The organism is Bradyrhizobium sp. 482_C4_N1_8 (genome assembly GCF_052075965.1).
Classification (GTDB): Bacteria; Pseudomonadota; Alphaproteobacteria; order Rhizobiales; family Xanthobacteraceae; genus Bradyrhizobium; species Bradyrhizobium barranii.
The window spans coordinates 3372738-3385608 of sequence record NZ_CP197231.1; the positions used below are offsets into that span (position 1 = coordinate 3372738).

Here is a 12871-nt window from a genome sequence, read left to right on the forward strand (position 1 = left end):
GTCAGCCTAACAACGCCGCCGCGCCTTGCCAATTGCGGGGTTTGGGCCGGATTGCAGCTCGGGCAAATTTCCCAAGCCGGATTGGGCATGGCTCTTTGGACCGCGCGCGGCGGCTTTGATCTAATCGGGGTGGAATCATTGCAGGCCAATCCCTGCAAGCCAGGAGCAGTGCAGCATGAGTTCGATGACGATTGGACCGATCGCGGGGTCTGCTGCCGACCCATCCGAGCGCAGTGCGCTGCTGTTTTGGATGATCTTCACCGGGCTGTCGATCTTCGCCGTCGTGCTGCTGTGGCGCTTCGGGCTGATCCGTCTGATGCTGACCTCCGACCGCACCTACATTTCCAGCGTGATCGCGCTGCTCTATGTCCTTACCTGCGGCCACTGCTTCCTGCGGACACGGGCGATCGCCCGTGAAGGCGCGGCGGCGCGGCGGTGCCGGGCGGTGCTCGCGGCGCCCGGGGGCAGCAAGGTGCTCGACGGCAGCGCGGCCGCGCTGCCACGCGGGCTGGTGCGGGACCACATCGAGAGCCTCGTGACGAAAGCGTCCGCGCAGGACTACCGGGCGGTCGACCAGACGCTGCTGCTGCGGACGCTGGCCGACCGGCTGCGCGGCTCCAACGGTTTCGGTGCCTTCGTCTCGGACACGCTGATGAAGCTCGGCCTGCTCGGCACCATCATCGGCTTCATCATCATGCTGGCGCCGATCGCGGGGCTGGATGCCGCCGACAAGGTCGCGATGCGTTCCTCGATGGGGCTGATGAGCGACGGCATGGCGGTCGCGATGTACACCACGCTGGCGGGCCTCGTCGGCTCGATCCTGGTGCGCATCCAGTATTACATGCTGGATGCCGCGACCCAGCGGGTGTTCTCGGACGCGGTGGTGCTGACCGAGACCTATGTGACGCCGGTGCTGGAGCGCAAAGGCGCTGGAACCGCGTCATGATGGATGACTTTGGTCTCTATCCGCGCGAGGAGCCGTTCGATCCGCTGGGCGTGATGCTGTTCAAGGCGCTCCAGGTGATCGCCTTCCTGTTCTTTCTCGCGCTCCTCGCGGTGTCGCCCGATGCCAAGGACGGCAAGATCGATTCCAAGGCCGAGTTCATGATCACGCTGGACTGGCCGGACAGCCATCCAGACGATCTCGACCTGTTCGTGCAGGATCCCGCCGGCAACATCGCCTGGTATCGCCACCGCGAAGCCGGCTTCCTCACGCTCGATCGCGACGACCGGGGCGGGGCCAACGACTTCATCATGGTCAACGGCAAGAAGATCGCCTCGCCGATCCGCGAGGAGATCGTCACGGTGCGCGGCATCCTCGCCGGCGAATACACCGTCAACGTCTCACATTTCGTGGCGACGACCGGCGAACCGGTCCAGGCCAATGTGAAGGTGCAGAAGCTCAATCCGACCGCGCAGGTGGTCTTCGACAACAAATTCACGCTCGATCACACGGGCGACGAGAAGACCGCGGTGCGGTTCCGGCTCGATGCGGAAGGCAAGGTCGTCAATGTGGACCAGCGGCCGAAATCGCTGCTGGAGACGTTCCGCAGCAGTTGGCGCAACGGCGCCGATCTCGACCCGAGGACCGGTGTGAGCAAGAACGCTGTGAGGGTGCGCCGTGACTAGCCTGCAAACGGTCATCCTCACGCTGTCGGTCGCCTACGCCGTCATCGGCGCGTTGTTGCTGGTCGTGCTGGTCTATGCGCGGCTGCACTGGTCGTTCAAGGCGGTCGCGGTGGTCGTGACCAGCGCCTTCTATGTCGTCAGCTTCACCGAGATGCGCGGGCTGCTGGGCTGGGCCAGTTCCGACCGGCTGCCGGCGACCTTCAAGCTGCTGAAGGCCCGCATCGTCGAGCCGCATTCGCTGGAAGGCGATCCCGGCTCGATCTATCTCTGGGTCGAGCAGCTGGATGAGGACAATCGCCCGAGCGGCATCCCGCGCGCCTTTCGTGTGCCCTACAATGACAGGCTGGCCGACAAGACCCATGCGGCGGAGAACGAGATCGCGCTGGGACATCCGCAAGGCGGCCGTGCCGCCGATTTCGGTGGCGGCGATGGCAGTCTCATTGACATGGTCCGGGAATATGTGACGCCGAAGACCATTTTGGAGACCACCGGCGGCGATTCCTCGACCGGCGAATTCCTCGCACCTCCGGCCGGCGCGCAAGGTGCGGTGTTCACCCCGATCCCGCCGCCCCGGATGCCTCCGAAGGACGAGCAATAGGCTCTTCACCATCGCGACAGGGGCACGCTGGAAAACGCACCCGCACTGGCGCATCTTCTTGACGTCCCTCAATTTGGCCTTATCGGCTTCCGATAAGGCCTTTGGGGTGGAGGGTGCGTGCTTCTCGCTGTCTTCTCGGATATCCACGGCAACCGGCAGGCGTTCGAGGCCTGCCTGAAGGTTGCCCGCGCGAAGGGCGCGGAGCGGTTCGTCCTGCTCGGCGACTTCGTCGGCTATGGCGCCGATCCGGAATGGGTCGTGGATACCGTGATGGGTCTGGTCCGGGAGGGCGCCATCGCCGTCCGCGGCAATCATGACGAGGCGGTCAACACCACGACCGAAGCCATGAATGCGGAGGCGCAGATCGCGATCGAATGGACGCGCGGACGGCTCGACGTCGCGCAGCGGCGGTTCCTCGCCGAGCTGCCGATGCTGGTGGATGAGAAGGAGCGCCTTTACGTCCACTCGGAGGCCTCGAGCCCGCAGCGCTGGCACTATGTCCGTTCGACGGCGGATGCCGCCAAGAGCCTGATATCGACGCCCGCCCATGTCACCTTCTGCGGCCACATCCATCGCCCGGCGCTCTATTCGATGTCGGTGACGGCGAAGATGACGGGCCTCGTGCCCAAGACCGACGTTTCCGTGCCGCTGCTGCGCGGGCGGCAATGGCTGGCCGTGCTCGGCTCGGTGGGCCAGCCTCGCGATGGCGATCCATCCGCAGCCTTCGTGCTGTTCGACACCGTGTCGTGCCAGATCACCTATTGCCGCGCGCCCTATGACATCGCGAGCGCGGCGAACAAGATTCGCGAGAACGGCCTGCCGCCCTGGCTCGCCGACCGGCTGTCGCAGGGACGCTAGAGGCCGATGCCGCAATCCCTGGTCAAATCAGGCGCCGAGATCGACGGCTACACCATCGGTGAATGCGTCCATGCCGGCGGTATGGCGACGCTGTGGACCGTCACCCATCCCGGCATCGACGTGCCGCTGCTGATGAAGATTCCGCGGGTGTCGGAGGGCGAGGACCCCGCCGCAATCGTCTCGTTCGAGATGGAGATGATCATCTTGCCGCGGCTCGCCGGGCCGCACGTGCCCTCGTGTTTCGGCACTGGCGACTTCGCGCACCAGGCCTACGCCGTGATCGAGCGCATTCCCGGGACCACGCTCTACAAGCGGCTGCCCGACCTGCCGCTCCCATATGAGGAGGCGCGGCAGCTCGTCGCGAAGATCGCCGCCGCGCTGGCCGATCTGCACCGGCAGAACGTGATCCATCACGACATCAAGCCGAGCAGCATCATGTTCCGCGATAGCGGCGAGGCGGTCCTGATCGATTACGGCCTGTCGCACCACAACCATCTGCCGGACCTGTTGCAGGAAGAATTCCGCCTGCCTTACGGCACTGCGCCCTACATGGCGCCTGAACGGCTGTTGGGGGTGCGCGACGATCCGCGCAGCGATCTGTTTTCGCTGGGCGTGCTGCTCTATTTCTTCACCACCGGCGAGCGTCCCTTCGGCGAGGGCGAGACGCTGCGCGCGATGCGTCGCCGGCTGTGGCGCGATCCGCATCCGCCGCGCGAATTGCGCGCGGACTATCCGCCCTGGCTTCAGGAGGTGGTGCTGCGCTGTCTCGAGATCGAGCCGGTGCGGCGCTATCCGACCGCGTCCCAGCTCGCCTTCGATCTCGCTCATCCGGACCAGGTCAGGCTCACCGCGCGTTCGGAACGGCTGAAGCGCGACCCCTTGAGCGTCGCCTGGCGGCGGCGCTTCAACCTGGGTGTCATGGCGCCGCGCGCGAAATCGGACGTCGCCGCGCAAATCGCCTCCAGCCCGATCCTCGCGGTCGCGCTCGACACGGTGGAAGGCGCGGGCGAGCTGAACGAGGCGCTGCGCGTGACGACCGAGCGCATTCTCGCGACGCTGCCGTCGGCGCGGCTTGCCTGCGTCAACGTGCTCAAGCTCAACCGCATCGCGATCGACCGGACGCTCGACGAGCAGGGCTCCAACAAGCATATCGACCGCTTGGTCGCGCTCCGGCATTGGGCGACGCCGCTCAAGCTGGACGAGAGCCGGCTGTCGGTTCACGTGCTGGAGGCCGTCGACCCCGCCGCGGCGCTGTTGGAATTCGCCGAGATCAATCAGGTCGACCACGTCATCATCGGCGCACGGCAGAGCTCGTTCCGCCGCACGCTGCTCGGCAGCGTCTCGGCCAAGGTGGCCTCGGAGGCGGCCTGCACCGTCACCGTGGTGCGGCCACCGCGGATGGCTGCGGCGAAACCAGACGCCGGCGTCGTGTGGGGCTAGGAAAGATCACGCCGCGTGGGCGGCGTGGACGGAGCGCTTGCGGCGGATCGGCCAGCAGAATTGCGGGCCGGGCTCGCCGTGATCCGCGCCGCCGCCGAAATACTGGATGATCTCGCGGCAGGGCTCGCAATTGAAGAGGTTACGCGACGCGGATGCCTTGGTCATTTCCTTCAGGCAGTTCGGGCAGTGCGGTTTCATCGGGCGTGGTCCAGAATAGAATTCAATGCCGGCGCGGTGACCGGAGCGGGTGATCCGGGTCCGCCATCTCGGGCCCGGTGTCGTCGCGCCTCTCGCCTTCGGTGCGTTCGAGCCGACCGAAGAAATAGTCGAGGTCAGGATGCGGGCGCCGCGGGATGCGGCACCTGCGCTTCGCTTGACGCTTCACGAGCGCGATCTGCATGGGCTCAGGCCCGATACCAGTCGCGACGGGCGATGCGGGCCGAACGTGCCGGCACCCTCGCCGGTCCGGCCGATGGGCCAAACACAACAAACGCACTGAAACCAAGCCACAACGCCACGCCAGTCCAAACCAGGGTCGTCGTCATGATGTGCTCCCGCGAAAACAGGCAGGAATCACTAGCGGTGATTTGCACGAATCAGGGAAGCCCGGAGGAGTACGGATCAAGGTGCAATTTAGGCATTGCGCGTCGCAACGCCCGTAAGACCCGCAGCTTTTCAGCAAATATGTTGCTTGTGCTTCAGATCGCTTCGCCGCGTGCGCCTGCGGCGGCGTTGCGGATCGCGGCGATGTTGGTCTTGTACGCTTCCTGCGTGCCGCCCTTGAACACGGAGGTGCCGGCGACGAAGGCGTTGGCGCCCGCCGCGGCCAGGGGACCCGCGACATCGGGACCGACGCCGCCATCGACCTCGATGTCGATCGGACGTCCCGCCGTCATCGCGCGGATGTCGCGGATCTTGCCGATCGCAGACGGGATGAAGGCCTGGCCGCCGAAGCCGGGATTGACCGACATCACCAGCACGAGGTCGACGAGGTCGATGACGTATTCGAGCACGCTGATCGGCGTGCCCGGGTTGAGCGAGACGCCGGCCTTCTTGCCGAGCGCGCGGATCGCTTGGAGCGAGCGGTGCAGATGGGGACCTGCTTCCGCATGCACGGTGATGTGGTCGCAGCCGGCTTTGGCGAAGGCCTCGAGATAGGGGTCGCAGGGCGAGATCATCAGATGCGCGTCGAAGATCTTCTTGGTGTGCGGGCGCATCGCCTTGATGACGTCGGGGCCGTAGGAGATGTTGGGAACGAAATGACCGTCCATCACGTCGAGATGGATCCAGTCGGCGCCGGCCGCGTCCACCGCGCGCACCTCTTCGCCGAGCCTGGAGAAGTCCGAGGCCAGGATCGAGGGCGCGATGGCCAGGGGGCGGGGAGTGAAGGATTGGGTCATGGCGCGGTGTCCCGTGGCGGCCGTGAAAGATGATGCTCGCCTAACATGGGCCTCTCAGCCGGGCAATGCAGGGGTGTGCTTCCTGTGGGCGGAAATTTCTGCCGCAACCGGCATGAATTGCCGGTGTTCCCGAGCCGCGCCAGGCGTCGCGAAGGCGGATTTCATTGAGCTTTTTGCGCTGGCACGACGCTTGCTGACATCACCGCCAGAACATTGGCTGCGGCGTGCCGCATCGGTTGGAGTTGTGCAATGTTGTTTGCCCTTGGTGCCGTATCGAGCGCGCTCGACGCGATCCAGTCGCTGACGAACTCGAAATCGTCCTCCTCGACCCAGAAGACGGGGTTTTCGCAGAACGCGCCGATCAATCCGTTCGCGATCGACAGCAGCAGCACGACCAGCAACGCGACCTCGCCGGTCAACGCAGGCAAAACTCCGCAGATCTCGCCGGAGACGATGAACGCGCTGTTCGCCGCGCAAAGCCAGTCGACGGACAGCACCGGCAGCACGGCCAGCTCGAGCTCGACGTCTTCGACCTCGACGAGCCGGGACGCTGCGCTGAAGGACCTGTTCTCTCAGATCGACGGGGACGGCGACGGCAAGATCACCAAGTCCGAATTCGAGAACGCGCTCGGCGCTGGCGGCACCAACCTCGCGCAGGCCGACGACGTGTTCTCGAAGATGGATACGAATTCCGACGGCAGCGTCAGCCTGGATGAGATGTCGAAGGCGCTGAAGAGCGGCCATCACGGCCATGCCCACGGTGCAAGCGGCTCCGGCGACGCCTCCGGCAGCGGCTCGGATTCGTCGTCGAGCGGTGGATCGACCTCGACCACGACGACCGCCGCCGATGGCTCGACCACCACCACTGTCACCTACGCCGACGGCTTCAAGATGTCGACGACGGTCCCGGGCGCCTCCAGCGCCTCTCGCAATTCGGCCTACGATCTGTTCGCGCAGTTGATGCAGCGGCAAGGCGGGCAGGGCCAAGGCGCCTCAGCGACCGCCGGCTCGTCGATGTCGATGAGCGTCTGACGCCTACTCGCTGTCATGCCCGGCTTGCCGCCTTCGCTAAAGCTTCGGCGGCCGAGCACCCTTGTGGCCCCGGCGTAGCCTTGGCGGAGCCGGGACCGGGGCATCCAGTACGCCGCGGCTTCCCGGTTCAATCACAACTGTCTCTGGAATACTGGATCGCCCGGTCTTCGCCGGGCGATGACGCGCGATATGTGGTGAGAGGCGCGTGCCCCTTACGCGCCGAAGCGGTCCTTCCACGCCGGTAATGCTCCCGCAAACGGCAGCGCTGTCGCGCTGTACACGCCGCGCGCGATCGCGCGCGCGACCACGTTGGCGGCGACCGTGCCGAGCTCGGTGAGGCCGACCAGCGGCTCGATCGGCTTCTCACAGGTCGCAGCCGCAAACAGCACGTCGCCGTCGGTCGGGGCATGCACGGGATAGATGGCGCGGGCAAATCCGGTGTGCGCGATCATCGCAAGCCGCTTGGCCTGGGCCTTGGTCAGCGTCGCATCGGTGACGACGAGGCCGATCGTGGTGTTCTCGCGCGCGCTTGCGGCCGGGCCGCCCTTGATGCGCATCGCCAGCATGTCAGGCGTGAATTTGGCAGGCAGGCCGCGCCCGCCGAACTCGCCGTTTTCCTCGAACGGCGCCGCCCAGAACCACGGTCCCTCGCCGACAGTTGCGCTGCCGACCGCGTTGACGACCATGATGGCGGCGACCTTGATGCCGTTGGGCAGGACCGCTGAAGCCGAGCCAAGGCCGCCCTTGAAGGTCGCGGTGGTACAGCCGAGGCCTGCGCCGACACTGCCCAGCGCGAAGTCGTGGCCCGCGGCCACAGCTGCTGCGTAACCGAGATCGCGATAGGGCGCGAAGCGACCCCAGGCCTTGTCGCCGCCGTTGAGCAGGTCGAACACGATGGCGCCCGGCACGATCGGGATCACCGCCTCGCGAATCCGGAAACCGCGGCCCTGTTCGGCAAGCCAGGCCTGGACGCCGCCGCCGGTCTCGATGCCAAAGGCGGAGCCGCCGGACAGCGCGATCGCATCGATGCGCTCGACCGTGCTGGCAAGATCGAGCAGCGCATCCTCGCGCGTGCCGGGCCCGCCGCCGCGCACGTCGATCGCCGCGACCGCCGGGGCATCGAAGATGATCGCCGTCGTGCCAGAGGCGACTTTCGCATCCTCGGCATGGCCGACGCGGACGCCGGCGATATCGGTAAGCAGGTTTTTCAAGGCCGGCACTCCATGCGCTTCAGGCATCAGCGATAGCGCACCGGTGCCGCGCGCTCAACTCGCCAGCGCGGTCCTGAGCATCTTGGCAAGTTCGGATTTGCGATAGGGCTTGGCCAGCAGCAGCACGCCGGAATCGAGCCGGCCGTGATGGACGATGGCGTTCTCGGTGTAGCCCGAGGTGAACAGCGTCTTCAGGTCGGGACGCCGCCGCGCCGCCTCGTCCGCGAGCTGGCGGCCGTTCATGTGGCCCGGCATGATGATGTCGGTGAAGAGCAGGTCGATGCCCTTGTCGGCATCGATGATGGTGAGGGCTTCGGCCGCGTTGGCGGCTTCGAGCGCGGCATAGCCGAGGCTCTTGATCTGGGTCACGACATATTGCCGCACCAGCGCGTCGTCCTCGACGATCAGGATCTTCTCGTCGCCGCCGGCGATGGGCACGTTCTGGAGCGACTCGTACTCGCTCTCCTGCACGCCGCTCGAGCGCGGCAGATAGATCTTCACGCTCGTGCCGTGGCCTTCCTCGCTGTAGATCTTGATGTGGCCGCCGGACTGCTTGACGAAGCCGAACACCATGCTGAGCCCGAGCCCGGTGCCCTTGCCGACCTCCTTGGTGGTGAAGAACGGGTCGAACACCCGCTCCATCAGGTCCGGTGGAATGCCGGTGCCGGTGTCGCTGACCGCGATCATCACATAGCTGCCGGCGACGACGTCGGGATTCATGCTGGCATAGCCGTCGTCGAGGAAGATGTTGCGGGTCTCCAGCACCAGTGTGCCGCCGTCCGGCATGGCGTCGCGCGCGTTCAGCGCGAGATTGAGGATCGCGGTGGAAAGCTGGCCCGGGTCGACCAGCGCCGGCCAGGCATCCTCGGTGAGCTGCGGCATGATGGTGATCTGCTCGCCGAGGGTCGGGTGCAGCAGCTTGGCGGCCTCGAGCGCCAGCGCATTGACGTCGATCTCGCGCGGCTGGAGCGGCTGCTTGCGGGCAAAGGCGAGCAGGTGCTTGGTCAGTTGCGCGCCGCGCTCGGCGGCGTCGTCGATCAGCTTGGTGATGGCGGCGAGCTCAGGACGGTCGGCCACCGCATCCGCGAGGATGCCGATCGTGCCGGTGATGACGGTCAGCACGTTGTTGAAATCGTGGGCGACGCCGCCGGTCAGCTGGCCGATGGAGTCCATTTTCTGGACCTGCCTGAGCTGGGCCTCCGCGGCCTGCTTCTCGGTGAGGTCGCGGCCGATGAAGAAATGGCGCTTCACCGGCTCCGACCAGGTGCCCATCCAGTTCAGCGTCACCTCGTGACCGTCGTAGTGGTAGTAGCGCGCCTCGAAGCTGCGCTTGACCGCGCCACGCCGCGCCGCGCGCATCTCGCTGCGGGTGTTGTCGAGGTCATCGGGGTGAATGAACTCGATGGCGCTGTGCCCGATCATGTCCTCCGGCTTGTACCCGAGGATGTCCTTCACGCTCGGGCTGATCTGGATGAAATTGCCGTAACCGTCCGTCACGAGGATCAGGTCCTGCGAGGTCTCGAAGATGCGCTGGCGCTCCTCGATCTCGCGGTTGAGGGCGGATTCCGCCCGCTTCCGCTCGGTGATGTCGCGAGCGACCTTGGAGGCGCCGATGATCTTGCCGTCGGTCGATCGCAGCGGGACCTGGCTCAGCAGGACGTCGATCGGCTGGCCACTCTTGTGCAGCCGCACGGTCTCGTGCTGGTCGATGACCTCGCCGTTGCGGGTGCGGGCCAGCATTTCGGCGACTTCCTCGCGCTGCCCCTCGGGCATGATGATATCGACCTGGCGGCCGATCGCCTCGCTGGCGGAGTAGCCGAAGACGTGCTCTGCCGCCTTGTTCCAGGACGTGATGGTGCCGTCGAGCGACTTCGTGATGATGGCGTCGTTGGAGGACTCGACGACGGCGCTGAACAGCCGCTCGCGCTCGGCATAATAGTTCCGCTCCGAGCTCGACTGCCGCTGCAGCGCGCCGACCATGCCTGCCGTGTTGGCCTGGAGCCGCACGTTCTCGATGAGCAACACCGCGAGCACGAAACTCGACGCAAAGAGGCCGTAGAGCCGGCCGGCATAGAAGCCGAGGTCGAAACGCGCGACGTTGACGATCGCCGACAGCGCGATGTCGAACAGCCAGGCGCACATCGTGACCATGAGCCAGATGTCGATCACCGTGTGCGGCTTGCGAAACCACAGCGTGACCAGCGCCGCGAAGCTGAGGGACCACACGAACGACACCACGCCGATCATGGTGGGGGTGTAGTGGCCGTCCTTGAGCAGGACCGGTAGCAGGCCGTGCTGCGCAGTCACCAGCCAGGCGAAGACGGTCAACGCGACGAACACGCCGGCGACGGAAAGTGCGATCGCGGGAGCCGTCGCGCCCGCAACCCTGTTGCCGCCGTTGCCGTCCTTGAGCCAGGCATAGGCCAGCACGAACAGCGGGAAACCGGCGTGCCAGATCATGTAGAGCCAGACGGTGGTCTGTGAGCCTGCACCGAACAATCCGGCCGGGGCGAACAGCCCGGGGAAGGTGAGGGCGTGGGTCACCGCGGCGCCCGCCGTGAACATATAGCCGATCGACAGCAGCAGCAGCGCGCGGCTGCGCAGCACGGCGAACTGCGACAGCAGCAAAACGGCGGTGATGATGTCGCTGACCGCGAGCGCCGACTGGTAGCTCGCCACGAAGGCCGGCACCTGTGCGAGCGGCAAGCCCGCAAACGGTACCGCCAGTGCGAACAGGATCGCGGAGATGCCGACGATCGCCAACGCAGCCCTGCGATCGCTTCGCGTAGCCGGCAAGGTCGACAGGAATGTGCTTCGGTCGTTAGGCGCTAGCACGTCGATCTCTCGTAAGCCGGCATGATGACCTCCTACGTCAATCTCTTCCGGCCGGGAAGCCGCTACCCGCATGGTAGCCCGCTCCGGGCGCGCATCCTGACAGAAAGCGCATGCGACTCAACCGAAGGTTACAGCTTATTTAACTTGGGGTGGGACTTGGAACAGGTAGCTGGTAAGAGGTGATTTACCGGGACAGACCCATACTGCCTTGCCGGGCACTTGCGGTGAATTGAACCAAATAATGATACGTATCCGGGAGTTGTTCCCATGCGCCGTGTTCTCGTTGTCGACGACCAGAAGGAGGTCCGCGCCATGGTCGCGATCGTGCTTCGGGTCAACCGCTTTGACGTCGTCGAAGCCGAGAGCGGCGCAGCGGGCCTGAAAGCCTTCAGCGAGGGCGCTTTCGATGCCGCGATCGTCGATATTTTCCTGGCCGACACCAGCGGCGTTGACGTCATGGCGGCCATTCGCGAGCGAGTTCCCGGGTTCCCGATCGTCGCGGTCTCCGGCATGACCGCACTGGATTTCATGGGCGAGGCGCCTGGTCTGGCCGACGTGGTATGTCTGCAAAAGCCATTTCGGCCGAACGATCTCCTGCAAGCGCTCCACAAGGCCCAGGCCGCGGCGGGCGGCGAGCTCTCCGCAGCCGTGTGACCGCACGGCGAAAGAAAACGCCCCGGCGAACCGGGGCGTTGGATTGATCCGGTTAAAAGGTCAGGCATCCTGTCTCAGGTGCCGTTGCCCTTGATCTCGGCGTAGCCGCCCTTGGCGTCCCATTTGTAGACGACATAGTCGAGCTGCTTGATGTCGCCCTTCGCGTCATACTCGATCGGGCCGATCACGGTGTCCCACTTGCCGGCCTTGATCGCTGCCATGACCTTCTTGGCGTCCGTGGTGCCGGCCTTCTTTGCCGCCTGCGACCAGACCTGCATCGCCGCGTAGGTGTAGAGCGTATAGCCCTCGGGGTCGATGTTCTTGGCCTTGAAGGCGTCGACGATCTTCTTCGCGGTCGGCTTGTTGCGCGGATCGGGGCCAAAGGTGAACAGCGTGCCTTCGCCGGCCGGACCGGTGATGGAGGCGTACTCCTTGTCGGCGAGCGCATCGCCGGCCATCAGGATCGTCTTGAGGCCCTGGTCACGCATCTGGCGCAGGATCAGGCCGCTCTCCTGATGATAGCCGCCGACATAGACGAGGTCGATGTTGTCGCGCTTCAGGCGCGAGACGATCGCGTTGAAGTCCTTGTCGCCCTTGTTGTAGGACTCGTACATCTTCTCGGTGATGCCGGCTTTGTTGAGGGCCTTCTTGGTCTCGTCGGCGAGACCCTTGCCGTAGGTGGTCTTGTCGTTGAGGATCGCGATGTTCTTGCCCTTGTAGTTCTTGGCGATGTACTGCGCCGCGACCAGGCCCTGCTGGTCGTCACGGCCGCAGACGCGCGCCACGTTCCAGAGTCCGCTGTCGGTGAACTTCGGATTGGTCGAGGCGGGGGTGATCTGGAGCACGTTGCCGTCGGCATAGGCTTCGGAGGCGGGGATCGACGACGACGAGCAATAGTGCCCGGCCACGAACGGGATTTTCGCGCCGGCGATCTTTTCGGCGATCGAGCGCGCCTGCTTCGGGTCGCAGGCGTCGTCCTCGACGTTGAGCGCGAGCTTCTTGCCGTTGACGCCGCCGGCGGCGTTGATGTCAGCCACGGCCATCTCGGCGCCGTTCTTCATCTGGCGGCCGAAGGCGGACTCTCCGCCGGTCATCGGGCCTGCGACTGCGACGGTGACATCCTGCGCGAACGCCGCGCTCGATAGCGCGAGCGACGCGCCGAATGCCAGACCGATGAGCTTCAGTGATTTCATGAGATACCTCGCGGGTGGTCG

At 65.6% G+C, this 12871-nt stretch carries 13 protein-coding genes; 7 read left to right on the forward strand and 6 right to left on the reverse strand.

Annotation, left to right across the window (positions count from 1 at the left end; translation table 11 throughout):
* Positions 1–175 precede the first annotated feature (175 nt).
* From AB7Z56_RS15685 to AB7Z56_RS15705, 5 genes are all read left to right on the forward strand, one after another.
* Positions 176–946, forward strand: coding sequence for a MotA/TolQ/ExbB proton channel family protein (locus tag AB7Z56_RS15685; protein WP_028147463.1), 771 nt, complete (start codon positions 176–178; stop codon positions 944–946).
* Positions 943–1629, forward strand: coding sequence for a hypothetical protein (locus AB7Z56_RS15690; protein ID WP_028147462.1), 687 nt, complete (start codon positions 943–945; stop codon positions 1627–1629). The genes AB7Z56_RS15685 and AB7Z56_RS15690 overlap by 4 nt, the downstream gene beginning before the upstream one ends.
* Entirely contained in the window at positions 1622–2227 is a 606-nt protein-coding gene (locus AB7Z56_RS15695) for a hypothetical protein (protein ID WP_354124510.1), read from the forward strand. The genes AB7Z56_RS15690 and AB7Z56_RS15695 overlap by 8 nt, the downstream gene beginning before the upstream one ends.
* 117 nt (positions 2228–2344) lie before the next feature.
* Positions 2345–3085: a metallophosphoesterase family protein gene (locus tag AB7Z56_RS15700; RefSeq protein WP_063982396.1), complete on the forward strand. Its 741-nt coding sequence runs from the start codon at positions 2345–2347 to the stop codon at positions 3083–3085.
* 6 nt (positions 3086–3091) lie between these two features.
* Positions 3092–4525, forward strand: a complete 1434-nt coding sequence (locus AB7Z56_RS15705; RefSeq protein ID WP_354124509.1) for a serine/threonine protein kinase — start codon at positions 3092–3094, stop codon at positions 4523–4525.
* 6 nt (positions 4526–4531) lie between these two features.
* Here the strand turns inward: AB7Z56_RS15705 and AB7Z56_RS15710 are convergent, their stop codons facing one another.
* The 3 genes from AB7Z56_RS15710 to rpe all read right to left on the reverse strand — a co-directional run bounded on the left by AB7Z56_RS15710 (position 4532) and on the right by rpe (position 5925).
* Positions 4532–4723, reverse strand: a complete 192-nt coding sequence (locus AB7Z56_RS15710; RefSeq protein WP_014494175.1) for a hypothetical protein — start codon at positions 4721–4723, stop codon at positions 4532–4534.
* Positions 4724–4745: 22 nt separating this feature from the next.
* The gene (locus AB7Z56_RS15715) at positions 4746–4925 is read right to left on the reverse strand and encodes a hypothetical protein (RefSeq protein WP_028147458.1); all 180 of its coding nucleotides are present in this window, start codon (positions 4923–4925) and stop codon (positions 4746–4748) included.
* A gap of 298 nt (positions 4926–5223) precedes the next feature.
* Positions 5224–5925: a ribulose-phosphate 3-epimerase gene (rpe, locus tag AB7Z56_RS15720; RefSeq protein WP_063982398.1), complete on the reverse strand. Its 702-nt coding sequence runs from the start codon at positions 5923–5925 to the stop codon at positions 5224–5226.
* Positions 5926–6174: 249 nt separating this feature from the next.
* Here rpe and AB7Z56_RS15725 point away from each other — a divergent pair, with 249 nt between their 5' ends.
* Positions 6175–6957 carry an EF-hand domain-containing protein gene (locus AB7Z56_RS15725; RefSeq protein ID WP_354124508.1) on the forward strand — a complete coding sequence of 261 codons (783 nt, stop codon included), beginning with the start codon at positions 6175–6177 and terminating at the stop codon, positions 6955–6957.
* 212 nt (positions 6958–7169) lie between these two features.
* Here the strand turns inward: AB7Z56_RS15725 and AB7Z56_RS15730 are convergent, their stop codons facing one another.
* Positions 7170–8168, reverse strand: coding sequence for a P1 family peptidase (locus AB7Z56_RS15730; protein ID WP_063986260.1), 999 nt, complete (start codon positions 8166–8168; stop codon positions 7170–7172).
* 54 nt (positions 8169–8222) lie between these two features.
* A complete protein-coding gene (locus AB7Z56_RS15735) occupies positions 8223–11075 on the reverse strand; it encodes a PAS domain S-box protein (protein ID WP_354124507.1) in 2853 nt (950 codons plus the stop codon).
* A 195-nt stretch (positions 11076–11270) separates the two neighbouring features.
* Between AB7Z56_RS15735 and AB7Z56_RS15740 the strand changes: the two genes are divergently transcribed.
* A complete protein-coding gene (locus AB7Z56_RS15740; RefSeq protein ID WP_071912455.1) occupies positions 11271–11657 on the forward strand; it encodes a response regulator in 387 nt (128 codons plus the stop codon).
* Between the two features lie 74 nt (positions 11658–11731).
* Here AB7Z56_RS15740 and AB7Z56_RS15745 read toward each other — a convergent pair whose 3' ends face one another.
* Positions 11732–12850, reverse strand: coding sequence for a branched-chain amino acid ABC transporter substrate-binding protein (locus AB7Z56_RS15745; RefSeq protein WP_231142275.1), 1119 nt, complete (start codon positions 12848–12850; stop codon positions 11732–11734).
* Positions 12851–12871 lie beyond the last annotated feature (21 nt).

Coding starts and splice junctions, on each gene's coding strand:
- AB7Z56_RS15685 (WP_028147463.1), top strand. CDS start 176: ATGAGTTCGATGACGATTGGACCGATCGCGGGGTCTGCTGCCGACCCA.
- AB7Z56_RS15690 (WP_028147462.1), top strand. CDS start 943: ATGATGGATGACTTTGGTCTCTATCCGCGCGAGGAGCCGTTCGATCCG.
- AB7Z56_RS15705 (WP_354124509.1), top strand. CDS start 3,092: ATGCCGCAATCCCTGGTCAAATCAGGCGCCGAGATCGACGGCTACACC.
- AB7Z56_RS15710 (WP_014494175.1), bottom strand. CDS start 4,723: ATGAAACCGCACTGCCCGAACTGCCTGAAGGAAATGACCAAGGCATCC.
- AB7Z56_RS15715 (WP_028147458.1), bottom strand. CDS start 4,925: ATGCAGATCGCGCTCGTGAAGCGTCAAGCGAAGCGCAGGTGCCGCATC.
- rpe (WP_063982398.1), bottom strand. CDS start 5,925: ATGACCCAATCCTTCACTCCCCGCCCCCTGGCCATCGCGCCCTCGATC.
- AB7Z56_RS15725 (WP_354124508.1), top strand. CDS start 6,175: ATGTTGTTTGCCCTTGGTGCCGTATCGAGCGCGCTCGACGCGATCCAG.
- AB7Z56_RS15735 (WP_354124507.1), bottom strand. CDS start 11,075: ATGCGGGTAGCGGCTTCCCGGCCGGAAGAGATTGACGTAGGAGGTCAT.
- AB7Z56_RS15740 (WP_071912455.1), top strand. CDS start 11,271: ATGCGCCGTGTTCTCGTTGTCGACGACCAGAAGGAGGTCCGCGCCATG.
- AB7Z56_RS15745 (WP_231142275.1), bottom strand. CDS start 12,850: ATGAAATCACTGAAGCTCATCGGTCTGGCATTCGGCGCGTCGCTCGCG.